Source organism: Bartonella alsatica (genome assembly GCF_013388295.1).
GTDB classification, from domain to species: domain Bacteria; phylum Pseudomonadota; class Alphaproteobacteria; order Rhizobiales; family Rhizobiaceae; genus Bartonella; species Bartonella alsatica.
Genome location: NZ_CP058235.1, coordinates 1,316,456 through 1,340,719, shown reverse-complemented (window position 1 = coordinate 1,340,719; position 24,264 = coordinate 1,316,456). Strand labels below are relative to the sequence as shown.

Below are 24,264 nucleotides of genomic sequence, written 5' to 3'. Positions count from 1 at the left end.
GCTTTATTTCTCTTTTTGCTTTTGTATGATACAAGAGAGTATCATACAGAATAGTTTACGCAAAAATATAATTTGTGAAATTGTTGATAATTGGAGTTGTTCATGTCTAATTTATCTTCAAATCGTCTACCTAATCGTGCTTCTCGTGTCACAAATCAAGCACTTTCTGCTATCGAGCGTTTTCTCCATATTGAAGCTCTCAGCGGTATTGTTCTTTTATTAGCTGCTGCTACTGCACTTATTTTAGCCAATTCTAAATATGCTTCTCTTTATGAATCCTTTTGGCATACACCTTTTGGCTTTAACTTTGGCCATTTCACTTTCTCATGGGATTTACATTTCTGGGTCAATGACGCTCTCATGACTATTTTCTTTCTTGTCGCAGGAATGGAAATCCGACGCGAAATTCATGAAGGAGCTCTTGCTAATTTTAAACAAGCAGTTTTGCCAATTGTTGCAGCAATAGGTGGGGTTTGTTTTCCAGCAATTATTTATTTCAGCTTCAACTTTCATGAAGGACGTACATATGGTTGGGCTGTGCCAACCGCAACAGATATTGCTTTTGCGCTAGGTATTCTGGCTCTTCTTGGAAAAAAAATTCCTTCTAACCTTCATATTATCCTCTTATCCTTAGCAATTATTGATGACATTATTGCTGTCCTTATCATTGCTTTCTTTTACTCAACGAATATTGATCCTAGTGGTTTAATTATTGCAGCAGCAGGTATTGCTTTAGTGTTGTTTTTTCAATGGATTGGACTCGCATCGGCATGGCTTTATATTCTACCTGGTATAATCATCTGGTGGGGGTTAATGGCAACAGGTGTTCATCCATCACTTGCTGGTGTGATTTTAGGCATGATGACTCCAGTTTTTCCTACCCGTACCCTTGTAGCACCGCTCACCGTTTTAAGCAATGCAATGCAAGTGCTTCAAGAAAAAAATATAAAAACAGACTTGCATCATATTTCAACTGCATTGAAAAAAATGCGTAAAGGACAACGTGATATGATTGCACCAGTAACGCGTATTCAAAAAGCATTGCATCCATGGGTAGCGTACGGCGTTATGCCAATTTTTGCCTTTGCAAACGCTGGTGTTAGTTTTGCAAATTTTGATCTTTCTTCTCATGAATCATTCTTGATTGTTCTTGGTGTTGTTATTGGACTCTTTGTCGGAAAACCTTGTGGTATTATTGCTGCCAGTTATCTAGCAGTAAAATCAGGACTATGCCGCCTGCCTCCCCAAATAACATGGCCAGGCATTTTGCTCATTGGATTTTTAGCGGGTATTGGCTTTACAATGTCTATCTTCGTTTCAATGCTTGCTTTTAAGGATATTATCCTACTTGATTCTGCAAAAATTGGTGTCCTTTGTGGATCTGGTTTATCTGCGCTTGTAGGCCTTGCATATGGATTTATTTACATTAAGCGCAATAAAAAAGCCCCTTTGTAGTTCTCAATAAACTAAATAACAATACACTTTTATGCTAGCTTTAAAAAAAGTGATCAGATTTATTTATTGTGCCAGAATTCATCACAATTATAGAAATAAATAAGAAAAACTTTCTAATCTACTTCGGCTCTTTATCAAGAAATAAATGAAAAAAGCTTATTTCTTTTAAAATCTATTTTACTCTACTGAGAGAAATAGTAGCCTTAACTGAAAAGTGCAAATAGATAATGTACATTAAAATAATTAGAAACTAAAAAACACAAAATAAATTGCTCTTTGCAAGTATCTTTACCAAAATCTTAGATGGCATATTTTTAATGTTTTTCAGCTTATTATCATTGTACAAACTATGATTTTCATAATAAAGGGCATAACATTTTGTTTATTGAAAACTATGAAAAACTTTTTTACTGTACTTAATGTCAATCGTCCTCTCTAAGTCCACAAAGAGTAGATAAATCAAAAACCATAAATCAGTAAGTCAAAAAAAGAAGGCTTTTACGTATTTTCTAAATTGAGAATATTTTTTACGAGTAGTGCACCTTTCCTTTTCTACTAAAAGTTTATGTAGTAAATTCTACACATATGAATGCTTCATGTTATTTTGAAATTTTTTTAGAACTAAAAAACGCTTATCCCTTATCAAGACTGTAAACAGCATGTAACGTTCTAACCGCAAGTTCAGTATAAGCGCTATCAATCAAAATCGAAATCTTAATTTCTGAAGTCGTGATTGCTTGAATATTAATACCCTTTTCAGCTAAAGCCTTAAATGCTGTAGCTGCAACACCTGCATGGCTGCGCATTCCAATACCAATAATAGATACCTTGGCAAGATCGCTTTCAGATTGGATAACATCAAACCCAATTTCTTTACGATTTTTCTCAAGAAGCGCAACAGCCTTATCCACATCTGCTGATGGTACAGTAAAAGTCATATCTGTTTTTGAACCATCTTCAGAAATATTTTGCACAATCATATCAACATTAATCCGCTCTTCAGCCAAAGGACCAAAAATCGCTGCAGAAATCCCTGGACGATCTGCAAGCCGACGAAGCGAAATTTGTGCTTCATCCTTAGCAAAAGCAATACCAGTAACATTTTGTTGTTCCACAATTTCATCCTCATCACAAATAAGTGTTCCAGAATAATTCATTGGATCCCCTAAGCCTAACGCATCAGGATCCTCAAAACTCGAACGTACAAAGGTACGGACTTTATGAACCATTGCCAATTCAACAGAACGAACCTGTAAAACTTTTGCACCAAGAGAAGCCATTTCCAGCATTTCTTCAAAAGCGACCTTTGTTAAACGACTTGCTTTAGGTTCTATACGTGGATCTGTTGTGTAAACGCCATCCACATCTGTATAAATATCGCAACGATCAGCCTGTATAGCTGCCGCTATAGCAACAGCACTCGTATCTGATCCCCCGCGTCCTAAAGTAGAGATCCGATTATCTGGAGCTAACCCCTGAAAACCAGCAATAACTGCTACCTGACCTTCTTGAAAATGTTGTATTAAAAAAGATCCATCAATATTTGTAATACGTGCACGACTATGCGCACTATCCGTGTGAATAGGAATTTGCCAACCAAGCCATGAACGAGCATTTATTCCCATTTCTTGGAGTGTAAGAGCCAATAAACCCGCCGTTACTTGCTCAGCAGAAGAAACAACGACATCATATTCGTAAGCATCTTTATGTATGGATGAAGCTTCATAAGTCCACTGAACAAGCTCATTGGTTTTTCCAGCCATTGCAGATACCACAACGGCAACTTCATTACCTGCATCCACCTCTTTTTTGACATGCCGTGCAACATTATGAATACGTTCAACGTTAGCTACAGATGTTCCGCCAAATTTCATAACAATGCGCGCCATCAATCACACTCTTTTTACATTTCTTATCTTAAACGACAGTGGGAATAGTGCCTTACTATCCTATCAAAAAACCATCTTTTCACATACCGAATATCTATCATTTGTGCAAGGTTAGTTATGTTCATATTAATTTCCCTTGACTTTAAGATAAAATCCACCTGATTTGGCATAAAAATAACAAGGAGAGTGACATGGTAAATAAAACACGTAGCACCATTGATCAAAATGAACTTGATCATTTTTCACGTATTGCTGCGGAATGGTGGAATCCACAAGGAAAATTTCGCCCACTTCATCAATTCAATCCAACACGTCTTGCTTATATTAGAGAAAAAATTTGTTTAGAATTTAATCGCAATCCTGTTTCACTTATGCCTTTCGAAAATTTGAGAATTCTTGATATTGGCTGTGGTGGTGGTTTGCTATGCGAACCAATGGCACAACTCGGTGCTATAGTCGTAGGAGCTGATGCTGCACCAACAAATATTGAAGTCGCAAAAATTCACGCATTCCAAAACGGCTTTTCAATTGATTATCGTACCACTACGGCAGAAGTGCTAGCCGCTGAAGGAGAGAAATTTGATATCATCCTCAATATGGAAGTTGTTGAACATGTTGCTGATGTCAATCTCTTCATAGCAGCCACAGCAAAAATGCTTAAACCAAAAGGGCTGATGTTTGTCTCAACACTCAACCGCACCTGGAAAGCATGGGGACTAGCGATTGTAGGCGCCGAATACGTTTTACGTTGGCTTCCTAAAGGAACTCATGACTATAAAAAATTCCTAAAACCTCGAGAACTTAAAAATCTCTTATTACAAAACGCTCTCACTGTCGTCGACGAAATTGGTATTACCTATAATCCATTAAATGACAGTTGGAATCGTTCAAAAAATATGGACGTTAATTATCTGCTTCTGGCAAAAAATTTTAGGTGAGCATATTCTACAATTTCTGTACACCTTGCAACAAAGAATTGAGCTTCCCCTCATCTTCTAAAGCATACAGATCATCGCAACCGCCAACATGATAATCACCGATAAAAATTTGTGGAAATGTATTGCGTCCATGCGCTCGTTGCACCATTTCTTGTCGAAGAGAAGTTGACGCATCAATATCTGTATATTTTATCCCTTTTTTATCAAGTAAATCACGTGCTTTCATGCAGTAAGGACAATTAGGACGTGTATAGAGTATTATCTCTTTCATAGTGTTATTCTCCAATATTTTCAAAGTAGTTCCAACTTAAAAATTCTCTTAAGAAGCAGGAAGCACTGAAGTCTCTTTTAGTACACGCGAAAATGTTAACACATCAACCTGCCGTGCACCTGCACGTTTTAATGTTGCAGCAGCTGCTGTAACTGTCGCACCTGTTGTGAAAACATCATCAATTAATAAAATGGAAAGTCCCTTTAGATATTTTCTAACTTTACGTGGCACTTCAAAAGCATTCAGCACATTCAATTTTCGTTCCCTAGCAGATAAATTCACCTGCGGGCGGGTATGTCGACAACGCACAAGCCAGCCAGGCTTAAAACTTTTTTTCTGCGCTAGTGCAATATAGCGAGCAAGCTCGGCAGATTGATTATAACGCCGCCTTAAAAAACGACGAAAATGCAAAGGAACCGAAATAATAACATCACAATCATCAATAATCTCGCGCCCAGCAAATATCATCCAATTAGCCATAAAAGATGCCAGTTCTATATGATCACCATATTTTAATCGCGTTACCAGAACTTGTGCTACTCCCTTATGAATAATAGCCGAGCGAACACGCGAAAAAGGAAGAGAATTTTTAAGAGCTTCACCACTAAGAAAACCATCCCCCATATCACAAATAAAAGGGATTCCCATAACAGGACAATAAGGCTTTGTGATAAATTGAAAACCTTTCCAACAATCAGAACAAATTGTACCATAAGCAGAAACTCTTTGCTTACATCCAGGGCAAAATGGGGGATACAAAATTGTCAAAAAGCGCTCAATGAACTTACTTAATATATTCCCTCTATTTAAAGTTAATTCTTGAAAGCACGACATTGTTAATTTAGGCTTTTATAGCTTCCCTGTATAAAAAATCCTTTCACATTTTTTAATTTTAATTCCTTTAAAAATTCTTACTTTTTATAAATTTGTTTTTCTTTCACATCATAAACTTGACAAAGCTTGTGCAAAAATGAACCTTCTCAAAATACACACATTACAAATCGAAAGACCTTAACAAAATGTCGCATCCTTTAATTTTTGATCATGACCGCATTGAACAATTCCGCAAACGTGCTTTCAAAAAAGCAAAAGAAGGGTACGACTTTTTACTGTCCCACATGGCTGAAGATCTCTATAAACGTCTGAGTACTGTTGATCGTCTCTTTACATTAGCTTTAGATTTACACAGCCATACAGATCTTGCCGCGCAAGCTTTACTGAAATCAGGAAAAGTTCATTCCATAGAACGCGTTGAAACAGATATGCTTTATCAAAGCCATGAAAAATTTCATTTACGTTATCGAGAATTCCTCGATTTCCCTCAAAATTATTGTGACCTTGTAGTTTCACTCCTTTCATTACAATTGACCAATGATACTCCTGGCGTTCTTAGTCAGATAAAAAATATCCTTAAACCAGACGGTTTATTTTTGGCTGTTATGGCGGGAGCTGGTACACTTGTAGAATTACGTGAATGCCTCCTACAAGCTGAAATTGAAATCTATGGCGGAGGAAGCCCTAGAATTTATCCTTTTGCCGACATTCGTGAGATAGGTGCTCTTTTACAGCGTGTTGGTTTTGCTATACCTGTAGCAGATGTCGAAGATATCACAATACGCTATAATACAATATTTGATCTTATGCATGACCTTAAAGCTATGGGAATGCAAAATGCGCTCATAAATCGCTCACGGCGTCCCGTATCCAAACGCTTTTTTTTCCGTGCTGCTGAAATTTATGCACAACGATTTAGTGATCCCGATGGTCGTATTCGTGCACATTTTTCTTTCATTTGGCTTTCTGGTTGGGCTCCTCACCCAAACCAGCAAAAACCTATAAGGCCAGGATCAGCGCAAACTTCTCTTGCAGATGTTTTAGTAAAACAGCCCAAAACACCATAAAATTAACATGAAAATTATTTTTCAAAGATGCTTTTATCCGTTGATCGTAACATCTGACTGGTTATAGTTCCAGCCAACATTGAATCACTCACATTTAAAGCTGTACGCCCCATATCAATTAAAGGTTCAATAGAGATGAGTACAGCAACTAAAGAAACAGGAAACCCCATAATTGGCAACACTATCAATGCAGCAAAAATAGCACCACCACCAACACCAGCAACACCAATAGAACTTAACGTTACAACACCAACAAGAGTAGCAATCCAAGTAGGATCAAGAGGATCAATACCCACAGAGGGTGCTATCATAGTCGCAAGCATTGCTGGATAAAGACCTGCACAACCATTTTGTCCAATTGTTGCTCCAAAAGAGGCTGCAAAACTGGCTATTGATTGCGGGACACCAATCCATTGTGTTTGGGCCTCAATATTCAAAGGAATACTTGCTGCACTTGAACGACTGCTAAAAGCAAATGTCAAAACCGGCAAAACCTTTTTGAAAAAACGGAAAGGATTAATTCCTGATAGGCTGAGTAACACACCATGAATTCCAAACATAAGGATAATACCAACATAGGAAGCGATAATAAAAACCAATAAATTTAAAATGTCTGCAACATGCGAGGACGCTCCTACCTTAGTCATAAGTGCAAAAATACCATAAGGCGTCAAAGCAATCACAATACGGACTAACCGCATAATCCAAGATTGTGCCACTTGAATAAATAAAAGTGCTTTTTCCCCTTTTTCTGGATCATCTTTCTTTAAAAGAATAACTGCAGCTCCTAAAAATGACGCAAAAATAACAAGACTGATAATTGATGTACGCTTAGCTCCACTTAACTCAGCAAAGGGATTTTTAGGAATCAAAGATAAGATCATCTTTGGAACATTCATATCTCCAAGTTGAGAAATAGGATCCTCAAGAACAGCAGAAATATTTTGCCCCTCATGTACTAAACTACTCGCTGTTAATCCAAAAATATTAACTACCAAAACGCCAACTAATGCCGAAAGAGCAGTTGTAAGAAGCAATATTGAAATTGTCATTATACTCATTTTGCCAATAGCATAAACAGAATGCAAATGAGCAACTGCTGAAACAATAGAGGTCAAAACCAATGGCATGACAATCATTTGTAGTAACAAAATATAGCCATTACCAACAATGTTAAACCATTCAATAGATTTCAATAAAGTAGTTTCACCTTCTCCATAAATAATCTGCAAAACACTTCCAAAAATCAAACCGAAAATAAGCCCTAGCATAACACGTAATGAGAGGTTCCATTTCATTCTCTTACTTTGGGCAAGCCATAACAAAAAAATAAAAAATAGAAATAAATTGATGAAAAAATTAAATGTCATTGTTTATGCCCACTATTGTTACGCTTGATATTGAGTAATATGCACGGCCTAAAATCTATGCGTAATATTCGAAAATGGAATATAAAGCTTACGAGGCTTTTATAAAATCATTATTTTTTTAATTTATAGGTTAGAAGAGAAATTTTTAGCTATTAATAATTGTTTAAAGAAGATAAAAAATTAAATAAACTTATACCCCTCTTCTCCATAAAATCTTATGGAGAAAATGTAAGCAATACTCATTGCACCTCAACACTAAAAAAAACAATTTCTATATACCTTATCATATAAATCATGTTAGCATTCTCTCCTACTGCGTACATCAATGAAACCTTGAACAATACTAAACTGTTTCCTAGCTTATTTTTTTAATATGATATCAAATCATCCTTGCTAATTTTATTATTGACATTCTGAGTCATTTTTATCGCCACCTCTTTTAAAATACGCATTGCCTTATGCTTTGTTTATCGCACTCTTTAATGAGGTCACGTCCCTCACTCAAAATAAAAATGCCATTGTATTAAAAATTCATGTACTTGTTTTAAAGAAATACCTCTCAATGCTTCTAAGCCCATCTCACAACAGTACTCGTAAATAGTACAATGGAACATCCTTTGAGCACAACCATCTTTAATTTATAAAGGTACAAACCGATACCATAATTCTATTTGTTAACCCTTATATTACAATTGCTCTTATCTTTTTTCATAAAAAGGAACATTTTTATTCCTTTCTTAAACGATTCACTCCCTCCGCTTGTAATGTGCAAGGAAATAATTTTTGACTGATTCATTATGAACAGAGCTGAAATGAGAAAATTTTACGATATTCGACATTCTTAACTCAATATACAAAGTAATAACTTATCGTTATAAATAAATACGTTAATTTAAAATGGAATATTATACTTCAGCAAAGCTTCCATGTTCAGAAAGAGCTAATTCTTGCGAATAAGATATCCCCATCTCCGTTAATTGATTGGATAGATCTTGGGAGGGCTTCACCTTTTCAGTAATTTTATACATATCTAGAATAAGCAATACCCCCATCGAGTGATATTTTGTCGCGAATGCTTATTAGCGGGCAACAACACCAGATAAATAGTTAAGCATTTATTTTTCTCCACCCCCACCCCTCGAGTACCAGGAATGAAAATAAGAGCAATGTCCGTTGCATTATATACACTAAGGACCACACACCCAATTTTTCTGGCTATAGCTTTCCCCCATTTATCTACAGAATTCGTCCATTGCTCTGTCGTAATTGAGTATATAACCTCAATTCGGCCTTTTGCAAAATAGAACCTAAAAAATGACTCATTGTAATATAGTTTAGTAAAAGACAAGTCTAACGCCCATTCGATACCTGCCATCATTGCCACATAGGATCACACACGATTAACACATTGAATAGCCAATAAAGTAAGCTTCAAGGTAACAAATATCCGCACTGAATAAAGAAACTTCTGGTAATGAGAGCTGAAATGTAACAAGGATATGCTTGTTCTTTTTGTTTATAGTAAAAACTATTTATAGTAAAAAACTCATTTTTTAATTTTTTTATGGCTATCAAAATACCACCAAGCTGTAAGGGTGCCCACTGAGATTGCTAAAATTTAACTTAAAACGACTGACAAGTGAAATGCTTGTTTATTAACACATGTAAATGGTGTGCATATCAACCTACAGTAACACGCGGAAAAAACATTGGAATTCGCATAAAGCAATGATACTATAAGATGCGAATTATTGATAAATGCATTTATAGTAGAGAAATTCCAATCAAATAACTCTTTTAAAGACTCAGAATTTATACAGAGCTCGAAAACTGTTCATATCACATTTGAGCGCATACTATAGATATGGTCAATAGATAAAAATAATCCTGCAAATCCCACACCTCTCGAGAAAGATACAAGTAATTCGAGGGAGTGATTTCCATAATTTTTTTGTCTGTTAAAACCCTGTGACTCTGAAAAAACTGATCTGATGAACAAAATTAAGTAAGATTGATCAAAAGTTTAGCAAGAAATAGTACAATCTCAATGAAGGACAATTAAACTTTATGGCCATGTTTTATAGCTAATGTTAAAATAATAACCAACAGTATTATTATGCTAACAAGAATAAGAAGGCCTATCCATATTTTTTATATAGATTCCCATGGCTATACTGTTCAGAGAAAATAAAACCAGCAATTGCAGAAAGAAGACAACTAGCGACTATCATCAAGCTGACGAAGAAAGAGCTTTTTGTATATTTGTATGTTAGCTAAATCGCCGTGTTCGAATAAATACCGTATGCGAAATAAAATACTGAGACGAAGTATTGATAAAGCATTAATAATTTTTGCACCATAGTTTGTAGCTCATAGCTTTTCTTTGTATATATTTGCGAATTTAGAGAACTCAGGCATGGCTTCATGTTTCTTCGTTTTGCAAGAAAAAAATAATAATTCTTAATATGTCAAATATCCCCTTGTTTGAAAAGATGTACGCAGGTGTAACATTATGGTTTAGCAAAACATCCAGTTAGGTCCTAAAATGTCTCAGTAGTGACTGATGGTTTTAGAGAGTTCAATGTAACCATAAGTAAATGCGATAGCACTTTGGGCCGAAAGTTCCAGAATTATGTCCAAAGCCAACGTTAAATAGCAATCCCCAATGTTGACAACAAAAAAATATTTGTATGAAATAGGTTAGTCTTTCTTCTCCAATTCAAAGAATTATCTCGCTAAAATAGTGTTTTCGTGATAATCAAATAATTCAATGTAAAACACATCATTTTGAGTACCAAGCTTTCTTAATAATACTGTTACCATATTTGTCTGCTTCGTATTGTGGATCGCTGCTAGATAAATAAAGATTAGTGTTGGATTGTGTCTATCCCCTAAGCCAAGATTTGGCATATTGGAAATAATAAAGGCAAAGTCTAAACACGCATCAACCACTGCATCAAAAAGATTTGAGTCCCTATTTAGAGGAATGTAATCTTCAATGATAAATAAAAAAACTGGCTTTCTAGATATCTAATAATCCCTGTAAGATAAAACGCATCGCACTCCTTTAATGCTTGAACTGTAGATAGGCTTAACTACAATTTGGTGGGATAGATAGTCAACCGTCGCATTATCATGAACTGCCTGTAAAAAGTCGCCTGAGTACCAGAAACAGCGGTTAAAAACATAATTTGAAAGGCATGGGCGCATAGATAATTTATTGCTGATGTTGGCACTGAATGAGGCATTTGGTTCATTGCTGAAGCCATATCCCATTATACCCTTTCATGCACAATACTATGAGATAAAACTGAAAGCACGAAGTGATATCTCTCTCAAGAGAATTACGAATGAGCAGTAACCATAATATACACTTCTTCAAAAGAGCAAAGCAGTTTTTTGCTTTAAAAATTTAATAGGCACATTCTAAAAATATAGGTTCCACTTCCTCTTTCCAAACAGAATGATAAAGAGATAAAAACTTATCAGCATCTGTTTGACCCATTGCAACTACCTCTTCTAAGGGAACCAGAAAATTTGTTTCATCCAAACCATCAGTATTATACTGTTTGCGATTTTTTAAACCCTTGCGTGAAATAGCAATAGCCTGACGAGCTATTTCTAAAATGGTGGTCTGACGAAAAGGTGTTCTTAATCCTTCTTTAGGAACACGTTTGCGCATCTCCAAAACTTCTTCAAAACACCAATCTTTTGTCAAAGCCTCTGCTTCATTAAGTGCTTCACTATCATAAAGAAGCCCAACCCAAAAAGCCGACAATGCACAGATACGTTTCCAAGAACCACCATCAGCCCCCCTCATTTCTAAAAACCGTTTTAAACGTACCTCGGGAAATAAAGTCGATAAATGATTAATCCAATCTCCCATATTAGGTACCGAGTTTACAACCTGCCCTCTTAATGCTCCATTCATAAACTGACGAAAAGTTATATGTGTACAATCATAATAATGGTTGTTGCGCACAACAAAATACATTGGTACATCAAGAGCCCATTCAACATAATCCGCAAAACCAAAACTCTCAGAAAATACAAAGGGAAGAACTCCAGACCTCTGATTATCAGTATTACACCAAATTTTAGAACGCCAAGATAAAAAACCATTCGGTCTTCCTTCCGTAAAAGGTGAACTGGCAAATAATGCTGTCGCAATAGACTGTAATTTCATGGATACTTGCATCTTTCGTCGCATATCAGTTTCAGATGAAAAATCAAGATTAACCTGAATAGTCGAAGTGCGATACATCATATCAAGACCACTATGACCAACTTTCGGCATATAATCAGCCATAATCTGGTAACGTGATTTAGGCATTCGCGGAGTTTCTGCTAAGGTCCATTTTGGACTAGCACCCATTCCGAAAAATCCAATACCCAATGGCCCTGAAATTTTCTTAAGAATAGCTAAATGCTCCATTACCTCACAATAAGTATGATTAATCGTTCTCAGTGGTGCACCAGATAATTCAAATTGGCCTCCAGGTTCCAAAGAAATGGCACCCTGACCAACTGACCCTATAAGCCCAATAATATTCCCCTCATCTAAAATAGGTTTCCATCCTAAAGCTTCTTGCATTCCTTCTAGAAGTGTACGGATTCCTCTTGAGCCTTCATAAGGGACGGGACGAAAATTATCTATATAAAACGGAAATTTTTCATGTTCTGTACCAATACACCAATCATGCTCTGTTTTACACCCCCCTTGGAAATAATTAACCAAGGAATCTAAGTTATAAATTTCACTTTCATCATTTATATCAAGCGCCATAACTTATTATATCCTATCATCAGTTACATCATTTTAAATGAATCGTTTAAAATAATTTTTACAAGCTTCTCAATTAATTGACCAATCTCCCACAGTAACATTAAGAAGAGCCAAAGCAGCAACAGCTGCAGTGTCAGCACGTAAAATACGCGGACCCAAAGATATCGGAATCACAAAAGAGTGTTTGTTTAAAAAGTTTCGCTCTTTCTCACTAAACCCTCCTTCTGGTCCAATAAGAACACCATACATCGTAATTTCGTATTTTTTTAAAAGATGTAAAGGATTATGCGATTTGTGCGCTTCATCACAAAAGAATAAAGGTCTTGTCTCATCCCAATTTGCTAAAAGTTCTGCTAACGAAACGGCAGAGACACATTCAGGCAAAGATAAAATGCCACACTGTTCAGAAGCTTCAACAACATTAGCCTCCATACGCGCCATATTGATACGTGTAATTTGTGTATGATGCGTTATAACAGGTTGTAAAGTCGATACCCCCATTTCAACAGCTTTCTGCACCATATAGTCCAAACGCGCGCTTTTGAGTGGAGCAAAACAGTAGATGAGATTCGAACGCGATGTTTGCAATCTTTCTTGACGGATAAGCTGAGCCACAACAACTTTTTTCTTAATGGTAATAAGTTTAGCAAGCCACTCGCCATCCTTTCCATTAAAAAGTAAAATCTCGGCTCCCTCTTGCATCCGCAAAACACTTACAAGATAAGAAGCTTGCGCCCCCTCTATCTTTATTTCTCCATTCAAAGCAAGCGGCTGTCGGATAAACAATCTTTTAAGTTTATAATTTATGCGCATAAAAATATCGTGCCAAAGCTAATTATAATCATTGAAAAAATGAAGAAAAATATATAACAAAAAGAGAAAATTATATCTATAAAACGATAATATATAAAGAATTATAAAATTTTTAGCTTTATGAGATAATCGTGGAACAAATCAAACCTTAAGCGATTCTGTTTATCTACAATTTTATAACAACACATTATTCACCATTGCATTCAGTCATTGATCGCATGATTGGAGGAAAAATATGACTGCTAAAAAAGCCACAATTATTACTATTACTGTTTTCGTAGCTTTTATTCTCATTACTGTAGGAATTGGCTCCGTTGGAGCAGATGGCGGTAATTCAATCGCTAAAGATGGTTATGGTATTTCTTCTGAGTTTCAATAAGCACTGGCTAATTTATCTCTAAAATTTATAACAACACAATATTTTTTAGAAAATTCCTAAAATTCCTGCTAATACCAATAATGAAAAACGGTAATCAATCTATATCTGTTTCTTTTGTAACCCAAAAGTTGCCGTGATCTTGTCCTTGAGAGCTAAGAGAAAAACTTAAATGGTCGCATAAGACTGTTAGCAAGGCATTGGACATCTTTACATAGAGTTTTTGAGCTATGGCTTTTTCGTAATTGTGCTTGTAATGTAAATTCATTTTGCCGATCTTTTATGATAGTAGATGCAATTATCCCCCAAATCGATAAACTCCAATCTGCCGTACACATCAATGATTCTGTAACCTTTATCGTACCATCTAAAAAGCTTGTTTTAATATTCCAGAGATCAAAAGCTGTTGAAGGGGTATCATGACTCATTAAAAGAAATTGTTCATTTTTCGAAAGCCTTGTCTGTAAATCATTCAAATCATATCCTAATAGACGGCCAGAAGACATATTCAGTACTAATTCACCTTGCATTTTCGCAAAAATTTCTGACCAAGAACTGACAAGCGTTTGTATTGTCATAGTAAAATTTGTCTTACTCTGTGCAAATGGGATAATTCCCAAAGCCTCTGAAGCAGTCTGCATATCAATGGAGGTCCCTGAAGCACGTCCTTCAAGCCGTACTTTCTGACCAGCTGGTATAATTTCGATATTGCTTTGAAGTGATCCACCTAATATATTCGCATGTCCAAGGTCAAAAATACCATGCCCATTTCTTATTTGTATCGCAGCAGCTAAATTCGTAAACATAATATTGCCTATTTTTGCTTGTGGTGCAGAAAGCCGCATATCTACCCCAATACGATCAAAAGTTTTCATATCAAGGGATGATTTCTTCTTTTTAACTGAAAAAACAATGATCCTAAGAGATTAAAATCTAGGTTATCAAATGCTAAAGATCCAATCATAATTGGCACATAGTCATGAAAATCAACTTCTAAAGCTCCACGCGCATTTGCTGTTCCCAACGTAAATGTAACATTATCCATTTGGATGTGCATTGGCTGTGCTAAAAAATGCGACTCCCATACAATTGGCTCTTTCAATTTATACCCCCAAAATCGATTTCCTCAAATCCAAGATAATGTCTGATTCCACCCTGGAGAACGCATCGACACTTTTCCGTCAAAAATATAGTATTCAGATAATCGTCCCTGTCCCACAAAGGTTATACCACCACGCACAGAATTGAGACTTGCTTTAATCTGGCTTTTCCCTCCTGCTAAAAGTAGTAACGCTTGATCGGCATCAATTGATAACTTTGTCAATTCTCCACGCCAACGAGCATTTGCACGAAAGCGCGCTTCTTGAGTCAATTCTGGTCAATCTAAAGTCGCATTTAACCCCGTTATTTTTTCTGCTACACTGGAAATACTATCATGATACACGAGCACGCCATCCTCAACAGAAATTCGCCCAAAAGGCTGATTCAAAAGACGTTCTACATCTGGATAATCTGGATTATGCTTCAATATTTCACGAGCATTACGTATTGCTAATCCTAGTACACCTTGTGATCGTGAAAACCTATCAAAAAAATCCCCTAATGTTTTAATGGGCTTTTCCACAACAAATTAGGGACGCACAATTCGCGTTTCTGAAAAAGAAATATGCCCCCAAAGAAGGTGTATCAGAGAAAGATCAACTTCTATTGATTCAGCTTCCATCAACGGTACAACATTATTCATTTTTGATGTTAAAATAACACCGGAAAGGTATACTTTAGGGTAAGGAAAAAGATTCAACCGTGGAGGATCACGCAATTGCACATTATAGCCTGTCCATATACTTAAATCCTGTGCTAAACGAATACGAATCGTATTTGTAGACACAAGATAAGGTAAAATGAGAATACAAACTCCAAACAAAAAAGTAATTGTAATAAAAATTCCGCTCAAAAATTTTATTATTCTGGCGCGCACAATTTTCCTCTACACTTTCACCCCTGTAACAGACTAAAAGACAACTTAAACGATTGTAAAAAACTTCTTATAAACTTACACTTTGCTCTATCTTATTTAATTATAATTGTTCTTGTTCTTATTCAAAGTTTATTCGAACAGGAATGTTGCTGCTTTCTTACAAAGCAATTATTTTAGAATCTTCTAAAACTATAGGATACATAAACACTATCGAGCCTCTTTTACCGTTCTTACATAAATATTGCTATAAAACTCTATTGTATTGTTAGCAAATGCCTTACAAAAAAATAAACAGCCCTATCGAAAGGATCTCTCTCATGAATCATATTATTGACGGAAAAAAACTCGCTGAAGAGATTATTGTAAAAGTTAAGGCTGAAACAACAAAACTCCGCAATCACTATAATATACAACCTGGTATTGCTGTTATCCTTGTTGGAGATGACCCTGCAAGTCAGGTCTATGTTACATCAAAAAGCAAAAAAGCTGAAGAGTGTGGTTTTTTTTTAATAAAACATATGCTTTCCAAAGAAACACAAGAACAAGAACTCCTTCAACTCATTGCAGCATTAAATTCCGATCCTAAAATCCATGGCATTTTAGTGCAACTTCCCCTCCCTGCTCTTCTTCAGACAAACCGCATAACACAAGCCATTGATTTCCAAAAAGATGTTGATGGTTTTCATTATATCAATGTAGGAAAACTCGCAACTAATGCGCTGGAGGATGCTATCATTCCCTGCACGCCAGCTGGCGCCATGATGCTGATTGAGCAACAATGTGGACAAGATTTATCTGGTCTTGATGCCGTTGTCGTTGGACGCTCTAATATTGTCGGCAAGCCTATGGCTGCCCTTTTAACAGCAGCCAATGCCACCGTGACTATAGCCCACAGTCGTACCCGTGACCTGGATGATGTATGCCGTAGCGCAGATATTTTAGTCGCAGCTGTAGGCCGCCCACAAATGATTAAAAAAGACTGGATTAAAAAGGGTGCCATTATTATTGATGTTGGCATTAACCGCATTGAAGCTCCAGAAAAAGGTATAGGAAAGACACGTCTTGTTGGTGATGTCGATTTTGAAGAAATAAAAGAAAAAGCTGCCGCAATTACCCCTGTTCCAGGAGGAGTTGGACCTATGACAATTGCCATGCTTATGGTTAATACACTCAAGGCCGCCACTCGAGCACACAATCTACCCATGCCGACATTCTGAGAAGTTTTACGCATATTGATTACATGAATATCTCTTTAGTTCTTTTCGCACTTTACTCTGGTCATAAGAACAGAAACTCTCTGATCTGTACAACTAACGTATTGGCGAAAAACGTGAAAGAGTTCAGATCCAACGCTGTATTCTCTCTTTGAAAGATCAAGAGGCATAGTTATTTACGTATTAAATTTTGACAAATCTTCCAAAATAGTTAATTTACCTATATGTGCGTCAAGATAAATGATATCATTATTTTGCAAATGCGCAATAGATTTATTATCCAAAGCTTCCGGTATGATATGAATTGCAGCAGAAATTTTTCTTTATGCATCTGATAGATAACTGTCAGTTACTAGTACTACTTTGGGTCTTTGATCCTGTAAAATGCTTAAAATTGTCGTTAACTTATGGAGCTCTAGCATACCATTGTTCTTTAGCCTTTGATAACAAATGGCAGCGATTAAAATCTTTGTTATTCAATGTCCTAGTTCTAAAAGCTTTTTGAAATTCTTCTTGATCACTAAAGGTAAGAACTGGAGTTTCAATACGCAATGCTCAAACTTAACAGATGAAACTATTTACAATAGCTGTCTCTAAATCTCCCGACAAAACACGAATACCACATCAGGTTGAAACGGTTTTTTCCACCCTGCTAATACCTTATGGTTACCACTTTCATTAAGAGCAGGCTCATATACTATACAACTAGCAGCATAAAGCTTTATTCAATTGCATAAGCATTCAGATCGGTACCGAAAACTGTACAGATATCCTCATGTACTGCTCTCTCACCCTTCAATGAACTTGCGAATGAAAAATCCCATACTCCCAGCTGCATAAAAATGATTTACATCAGCAAAATTACTAGGATAAATCCGTATTTAAGAGGTAAAATTGACGAAATTCCTACAATATCATGCCATGTTAATTGAATGCCGCAAACCACAGCCATAAGCCATAGCAATCAAATGAATCGCATGTTTTGTGAACCCCTCCTGTTGCATTTAATCCTACAATAGCATTCACGAAAGAACGCTTATCAACTATCAAACTAAGTGGCCTTAATCATCGCCAAGAATTGTCATTTTAAGTACACGCTTCGTGGCTTCTTTTGTTCAAGCATCATGCAACAAAGTAACCGCATTAATGAAAGAAGATCCAGGTATGTGTAACCCAATCATTTTCAGGATTGCCTAATTTGAATTAACAATCCCATAAAATGTAAATGTTCTTGGCTCATGATAAAAACGTGCATCTGATTCTAACAATGTTTGGTGGTCTATCTTATTCTTGGTGTAAAGCTGGTGTATCTTTGCTTTCTCATGATTGTCTTGACTACTTGTCTCAAAACCCGCAGGAATAAAATTCCTGGTAGGTAGCCCAATATTAGCACCCCAATAGTAAACCAGGTATAACTTTACCACAAACTCCAAGATACAGTGCAACATCAAACATATCATGTATTAAGCCTATAGCCGTCGCCATTGCAATTACGTCACATGGAAAAAGAAGAAAGCTCCATCCCCGTATCCTCTTGGGTCATACCATCACACATTCCGAAAACACCAGCTGCTACTTGTGCCATACAACTAACCATACGAGAAGCTTCTTTAATTAAAAAAGGAAAAAATTCAAACGGTTAATATGCTGAAAGTATATCATTATACGTAGTAATAATATCAATATCTCCAGCAACATTAAGATTCAAACGCTCTTTTTTCTATTTGACCATAAGCTGCACAACCATAGATTTGATTGGCAAATCCCTCAAAACTCCGCGTGGGACCACCTTCTTGCGTTTTTGTAATCCAATCTACATAAATTTCTCGCGTTGGTAGAGAACATTCATAAATCCTTTGTGTAACTGGTAGCATTTGTTTTAGAAAGTGCCATATTCTTCCCTCTTTCATTTACACATTCCATCGAGATTACATATCACTTGCATCCGTATCATGTTTTCACTTTGCTTATTTCATTTTCATCCGGAGACCAGTAAACCTGAACAAGATGATGGGCATTGCGTAAAACCGCGCGAACAGGCATTTTTATTTCAGATTCATCTTGACAAACTGCTTCAAAACAATCGCGTTTCTGAAAGCCTTCAAAATGGAGAATAATGCAACGAGATTGTATTATAACTGGTAAAGTCAGTGTGAGTCTTGGCTCAAGAGCACTTTTTGCATGAAGTGGTAAAACAAGAGCCTGTGTTTGAAGATCAAGCGCTTGCTTTAAACGATCAGCATCAGGAAAAAAGGAAGCCGTATGCCCATCAATCCCCATTCCTAAGACAATAACATCAAAGGGTCTAGGCAAAGTATTGATACGGCTAGCTGCCGAAAAAGCAGCAAGTTCAACAGTAAGTGCCTTATGATAAAGTCCCACAAAATGGGCTTTAGCTGCAAAATTTTGTAACAAATGCCGCCTTACCATATGTTCATTCGAGCACTCATGATGAGCAGGTACAAAACGTTCATCAACCAAAGTAATGATAATATTTTGCCAATCAATATCAGCTTTTGATAAATAATGAAAAAATAGTTCTGGTGTTTTACCACCAGAAACTGCTAGAATTGCACGTCTACGCTCAAGAACAGCTATACTAAGTTCTGCTGCAACACGATCAGCCAACGCCAAAGCGAGGGTAGTGGGTGTTTCAAAATTTAAACGGTCAATATTCATTTCATGCATACATATTGCTCTAAACTAAGTTATTCCATACACGCCCATCACGTTCCATCAAAACAGTCGAAGCAGATGGTCCCCATGAACCAGCATTATATCCATGAACAGGTTGCTTTATTGCTTGCCACCCTTCAAGGATAGGATCAATCCAACGCCAAGCAGCCTCAACTTCGTCACGACGCATAAATAAGGTTTGCTCTCCGCGAATAACATCCATCAATAAGCGTTCATAAGCATCAGGATTACGCTGAGAAAACGCAGATGCAAAACTCATGTCCAATGGAATATGACGAAATCGCATACCACCAGGACCCGGATCCTTAATCATCAACCATTGTTTTACGCCTTCATTAGGCTGAAGACGAACAACAAGTCGATTAGAAAAAATCTCATCGGAATCCACATTAAAAATATTATGAGGAACAGGTTTGAAAACGACAACAATTTCAGACATCCGCATGGACATACGCTTACCGGTTCGTAAATAAAAAGGTGTATCCGCCCAACGCCAATTATTAATCTTAACCTTAAGCGCTACAAATGTTTCGCTTTCGCTGGTTTTTTTTCCCAGATCATCAAGATAAGATCCTACAGAAACACTATTCAATATACCAGCAAGATACTGTCCACGCACTGTATTTTGCTCTACATTACGAATATCAAGAGGCGTTAAAGAATGCAAAACTTTTAGTTTTTCATCACGTACAGCATTTGCTCTATTGGTAAACGGTATTTCCATGGCTACCAAACAAAGCAATTGCAGCATATGGTTTTGCACCATGTCGCGTAAAGCACCTGCATTCTCATAATATTCTGCGCGCCCTTCCAATCCTAAAGATTCAGCAACCGTTATCTGAACATGATCAATATAGTTGGAATTCCATAACGGCTCATAAAGTGTATTAACAAACCGCAATGCCATTAAATTTTGAACAGTTTCCTTGCCAAGATAATGATCAATGCGAAAGATTTGATCTTCACTAAATACTTTTGCAAATATGTCATTGAGTTCAATCGCTGTTTTTACATCGCGGCCAATAGGTTTTTCAATGATAATCCGTGTTTGCTGCGTCACTAAACCATTTTTCCCTAATCTTATTGCAATATCACCAAAAAGAGACGAACCAACCGCTAAATAAAAAGCCCGAATATCAGCTGAATCTTTTGATAGCAATAAAACGAGATCTCGCCATCCCCGATTTGATGTAACATCAACAGAAACATAAGTTAAACGTGCAAGAAAACGATTAAGTTCAATTTGGTTGAGATCTTTTGGATGAACATGTTTTTCTAAAGAAGTACGAACAAAATTTTGATATTCTTCATTACTCCATGCAGAACGCGCAACCCCAATGATACGCGTTGGCTCGCTAAATTGCCCAACACACTGACAATGATATAAAGCAGGTATAAGTTTACGTGATGTTAAATCGCCATTGCCACCAAAAACAATACAATCGAAGGGAGAGACTGGAATAATTTTACTAACCATGAATTTGTCTATCTTCCCATTCAATTATAAAAGCTGAAACAATCTATAAAAGCTCCAATCATTAAAGCAGGTAGATATTAAACGAGCCATTATTTTTTTCATTTTAAACGGTGTTTAGTTAAAAATGATCCATCAAGGAAAACCAGTACATTGCCAAAAATACAAGCGGATAACGCAAAACTCTTCCACCTGGAAAAGAAGAAATTTTTAAGTCTTGAAAATAGGCAAAACGCTCACGTTTCCCCATTAGCCACTCAGCATATAATTTTCCCATAAAAGGAGCAAGCATAACTCCATGACCCGAATAACCACCACAATAAGTTATACCTGAGAAAAGTTGGCGAACATAAGGCATACGTTCAACCGTAATGGCAACCGTTGCCCCCCAATGATGAGTCAAATTGATAGAGTGTAGATGAGGATAAATTTCAGTAATCTGCTTTCGTATACGCTCCTCTAAATTTACAGGATACTGATTATCATAACTTTCTACTCCGCCAAATAATAAACGATTATCAATGCTTTTGCGAAAATAGCGCACCATAAAACGAGAATCATCTACCGATTCGCCTCCTCGAAGAATCGGACTATCTTTTGATAATGGTTCAGTTGCTCCAATATAAGAGCGAATAGGAAAAATATTTTTCTCAACAAAATGCTGAAGCCCAAGTTTATAAGCGTTGGTTGCAAGTAAAACGTGCTTAGTCTTTATACTGTTCTGTTTTGTTATCACCCTCCAATAGCCCCCATTGCGCTTCACCGCAGTAACTTGTGTCTTTTCATAGAGCTTAGCACCCGCACTTTTTGCTTTCTTCGCCAACCCAACAACCAACTTTAAGGGATTGATATGACCAGTATCCGCATCATAAATACCGCCATAATAAAAAGACGAACCAAGTCGCTTAGCTATTTCATCCCTGTCCATAAAAGTAAGACTGTGGTAGCCATAACGCTGCATTACCTCGATATGCCGTTGATAAGACGCTAGTTCACGTTTTTTATGGATAACGGAAAGATGTCCTTCCATAAATTCGCATTGACTATCGAGCGTCGCACACCACGATAAAATATCTCTTTTGGCCTCTTCAGCTAAATCAAACAGTGCCTTACTTCGCTCAAAACCATATTTTTTCTCTAGTGTTTCCACCCATTGCCGTTGCCCTGTTCCCAATTGTCCACCATTGCGCCCTGAAGCACCATCACCAAAACGTGAAGCTTCAAACAAAACAACATGTACACCAAATTTAGCTAAATGATAAGCAGCCGAAAGACCGGTAAATCCACCTCCAATAATAACCACATCACACTGTATCTGTTCGCAAAAAAACGGATAAGATGGGCGTTCTTCTAAAGTATCTTCATACCAAGAAACTCCTGGAGAGATCGAATTATAACCAATCATCGTGATAAACCTCAAACATTAAGCAAGAGATACTCGCGCTCCCACGGGCTAATCACTTCCATAAAAGTTTCAAACTCTTGTCGTTTGATTGCAGCATAAGTACTTACAAACACATCTCCTAGAATAGCACGTATCGCTGTATCTCGTTCAAATAAATTAACCGCTTCAATGAGACCACGTGGTAATTCAATGCTGTCAGCATTCACATTAGTTGTTGTTGGCTCATCTGGTTCAAGCTTTTGCTGTAACCCAATGAGACCGCAAGCCAAAGAAGCTGCAAGAGCTAAATAAGGATTAGCATCTGATGAAGGAAGTCTATTTTCAACACGCCGCCCCTGTGGAGCAGAACGAGGCACACGAAAAGCTATAGTACGATTATCATACCCCCATCGCAAATTAACAGGAGCTGAAATATCAGGCATAAGACGTCGATAAGAATTCACATAAGGCGCAAGCATTACAAGTCCCCCCGCCATATGTTTTTGTAATCCACCAATAAAATAGCGAAAACAGTCACTTTCTCCACCATCCTTCTGTGTAAAAATGTTCATACCCGTCTTCTTATCAATAACTGATTGGTGAATATGCATAGCAGAACCGGGCTGACCTTGAATAGGCTTGGCCATAAAAGTTGCGTACATATTATGCTTAAGTGCTGCTTCACGAATCGTTCGTTTAAACATAAAAACCTGATCAGCTAATTCAATTGGATCACCATGACGTAAATTGATTTCAAACTGCCCAGCCCCTTCCTCATGAATGAGTGTATCAATCTCCAACCCTTGCGCTTCCGAAAAATGATAAATATCATCAATGAACTCATCAAATTCATTCACACCGGCAATCGAATATCCCTGCCCTCCACCAATTGAACGTCCAGAACGGCCAACTGGAGGTACTAAAGGGTAATCAGGATCAGGATTTTTCTGTACCAAATAAAACTCAATTTCTGGTGAAACAATTGGCTTTAGACCCATTTGCGTATAAAAATCAATCACTTTTCGTAACACATTTCGTGGTGTATAATCCACAACCTGTCCATTTTGATACACAAGATCACAAATTACTTGTGCAGTAGGAGCATCTTCCCATGGCACAATGCTTAACGTAGACAAATCAGGCTCAAGGCGTAGATCACCATCTGTTTTAGGATATTCAAAACCATGACCATCTTCAGGATAATCTCCTGAAATCGTTGCTACAAAAACCGCTGAAGGCAATGCCAACGACGTTTCCGATATAAATTTTTTAGAAAGCATCATCTTGCCACGCGGCACTCCCGCTTGATCAGGTGTAATACATTCAATATCTTCTACATTACGGAAAGCTAACCAATGTGAAACTTGTTCCCAATTGCTTACACCACGTAAATTTTTAAGAAAACCAGAAACAGGCTTAGAACGGTTATTTTTCATTTGTTTACCATTTTTCATAGTCATAACACACCGACTAAAAAAAAACAATTAAGCCTTGTTATTATGGTATCATCTCATGCATAAACGTTACTAAAAATCTTAATCAACTTAATTTTAAAAGATATACAACTCCCATCAAGGTAAAAAAGACCTTGGAACCAATTGTAAGTTGCTTATCATAACAAACACAGTGAAAAGATGGTACGGTTGGTGGGATTCGAACCTACGACCTCTGGTGCCACAAACCAGCGCTCTAACCAACTGAGCTACAACCGCATAAAA

General features: G+C 36.9%; 15 protein-coding genes, 1 tRNA gene and 2 pseudogenes. 5 read left to right on the top strand and 13 right to left on the bottom strand.

All coding sequences use genetic code 11. The features are described 5' to 3' along the window. Window positions 1-102 precede the first annotated feature (102 nt). On the top strand, window positions 103-1,455 hold the full coding sequence (gene nhaA / locus HWV54_RS05485) for a Na+/H+ antiporter NhaA (RefSeq protein WP_005865924.1): 1,353 nt from the start codon (window positions 103-105) through the stop codon (window positions 1,453-1,455). Between the two features lie 632 nt (window positions 1,456-2,087). Here the strand turns inward: nhaA and HWV54_RS05480 are convergent. Next, the gene (locus tag HWV54_RS05480; protein ID WP_005865926.1) at window positions 2,088-3,344 is read right to left on the bottom strand and encodes an aspartate kinase; all 1,257 of its coding nucleotides are present in this window, start codon (window positions 3,342-3,344) and stop codon (window positions 2,088-2,090) included. Between the two features lie 191 nt (window positions 3,345-3,535). Here HWV54_RS05480 and ubiG point away from each other — a divergent pair, with 191 nt between their 5' ends. Beyond that, entirely contained in the window at window positions 3,536-4,282 is a 747-nt protein-coding gene (gene ubiG / locus HWV54_RS05475; RefSeq protein WP_005865927.1) for a bifunctional 2-polyprenyl-6-hydroxyphenol methylase/3-demethylubiquinol 3-O-methyltransferase UbiG, read from the top strand. A gap of 7 nt (window positions 4,283-4,289) precedes the next feature. On the opposite strand, the gene grxC is transcribed toward ubiG, so the two are convergent. After that, window positions 4,290-4,553: a glutaredoxin 3 gene (gene grxC / locus HWV54_RS05470; RefSeq protein ID WP_005865929.1), complete on the bottom strand. Its 264-nt coding sequence runs from the start codon at window positions 4,551-4,553 to the stop codon at window positions 4,290-4,292. A 48-nt stretch (window positions 4,554-4,601) separates the two neighbouring features. Continuing rightward, window positions 4,602-5,387, bottom strand: coding sequence for a ComF family protein (locus HWV54_RS05465; protein WP_005865931.1), 786 nt, complete (start codon window positions 5,385-5,387; stop codon window positions 4,602-4,604). A 185-nt stretch (window positions 5,388-5,572) separates the two neighbouring features. Here HWV54_RS05465 and HWV54_RS05460 point away from each other — a divergent pair, with 185 nt between their 5' ends. Further along, window positions 5,573-6,454: a methyltransferase domain-containing protein gene (locus HWV54_RS05460; RefSeq protein ID WP_005865933.1), complete on the top strand. Its 882-nt coding sequence runs from the start codon at window positions 5,573-5,575 to the stop codon at window positions 6,452-6,454. Window positions 6,455-6,468: 14 nt separating this feature from the next. Here the strand turns inward: HWV54_RS05460 and HWV54_RS05455 are convergent, their stop codons facing one another. The 3 genes from HWV54_RS05455 to HWV54_RS05440 all read right to left on the bottom strand — a co-directional run bounded on the left by HWV54_RS05455 (window position 6,469) and on the right by HWV54_RS05440 (window position 13,423). Beyond that, complete coding sequence (locus HWV54_RS05455) at window positions 6,469-7,824, bottom strand: L-cystine transporter (RefSeq protein ID WP_005865935.1); 1,356 nt, start codon at window positions 7,822-7,824, stop codon at window positions 6,469-6,471. A gap of 3,412 nt (window positions 7,825-11,236) precedes the next feature. After that, window positions 11,237-12,610, bottom strand: a complete 1,374-nt coding sequence (locus tag HWV54_RS05445) for a glutamate--cysteine ligase (protein ID WP_005865939.1) — start codon at window positions 12,608-12,610, stop codon at window positions 11,237-11,239. A 69-nt stretch (window positions 12,611-12,679) separates the two neighbouring features. Next, window positions 12,680-13,423: a 16S rRNA (uracil(1498)-N(3))-methyltransferase gene (locus HWV54_RS05440; protein WP_005865942.1), complete on the bottom strand. Its 744-nt coding sequence runs from the start codon at window positions 13,421-13,423 to the stop codon at window positions 12,680-12,682. A 235-nt stretch (window positions 13,424-13,658) separates the two neighbouring features. Here HWV54_RS05440 and HWV54_RS05435 point away from each other — a divergent pair, with 235 nt between their 5' ends. After that, the gene (locus tag HWV54_RS05435; RefSeq protein ID WP_005865944.1) at window positions 13,659-13,802 is read left to right on the top strand and encodes a SurA N-terminal domain-containing protein; all 144 of its coding nucleotides are present in this window, start codon (window positions 13,659-13,661) and stop codon (window positions 13,800-13,802) included. A gap of 94 nt (window positions 13,803-13,896) precedes the next feature. Here HWV54_RS05435 and HWV54_RS05430 read toward each other — a convergent pair. Continuing rightward, a pseudogene (locus HWV54_RS05430) lies at window positions 13,897-15,777 on the bottom strand (AsmA family protein). Window positions 15,778-16,094: 317 nt separating this feature from the next. On the opposite strand from HWV54_RS05430, the gene folD reads away from it, so the two are divergent. Continuing rightward, the gene (gene folD / locus HWV54_RS05425; RefSeq protein WP_005865952.1) at window positions 16,095-16,994 is read left to right on the top strand and encodes a bifunctional methylenetetrahydrofolate dehydrogenase/methenyltetrahydrofolate cyclohydrolase FolD; all 900 of its coding nucleotides are present in this window, start codon (window positions 16,095-16,097) and stop codon (window positions 16,992-16,994) included. Window positions 16,995-17,029: 35 nt separating this feature from the next. Here the strand turns inward: folD and HWV54_RS07205 are convergent. From HWV54_RS07205 to HWV54_RS05395, 6 genes and pseudogenes are all read right to left on the bottom strand, one after another. Then, a pseudogene (locus HWV54_RS07205) lies at window positions 17,030-18,901 on the bottom strand (dihydroxy-acid dehydratase domain-containing protein). Between the two features lie 40 nt (window positions 18,902-18,941). Beyond that, window positions 18,942-19,679, bottom strand: a complete 738-nt coding sequence (gene pgl, locus HWV54_RS05415; RefSeq protein ID WP_005865959.1) for a 6-phosphogluconolactonase — start codon at window positions 19,677-19,679, stop codon at window positions 18,942-18,944. A gap of 10 nt (window positions 19,680-19,689) precedes the next feature. Continuing rightward, window positions 19,690-21,165: a glucose-6-phosphate dehydrogenase gene (gene zwf / locus HWV54_RS05410; RefSeq protein WP_005865961.1), complete on the bottom strand. Its 1,476-nt coding sequence runs from the start codon at window positions 21,163-21,165 to the stop codon at window positions 19,690-19,692. Window positions 21,166-21,283: 118 nt separating this feature from the next. After that, window positions 21,284-22,567: an NAD(P)/FAD-dependent oxidoreductase gene (locus HWV54_RS05405; RefSeq protein ID WP_005865963.1), complete on the bottom strand. Its 1,284-nt coding sequence runs from the start codon at window positions 22,565-22,567 to the stop codon at window positions 21,284-21,286. A gap of 11 nt (window positions 22,568-22,578) precedes the next feature. Then, entirely contained in the window at window positions 22,579-24,006 is a 1,428-nt protein-coding gene (locus HWV54_RS05400; RefSeq protein ID WP_005865965.1) for a glutamine synthetase family protein, read from the bottom strand. A 175-nt stretch (window positions 24,007-24,181) separates the two neighbouring features. After that, window positions 24,182-24,258 (bottom strand) — tRNA-His (locus HWV54_RS05395). Window positions 24,259-24,264 lie beyond the last annotated feature (6 nt).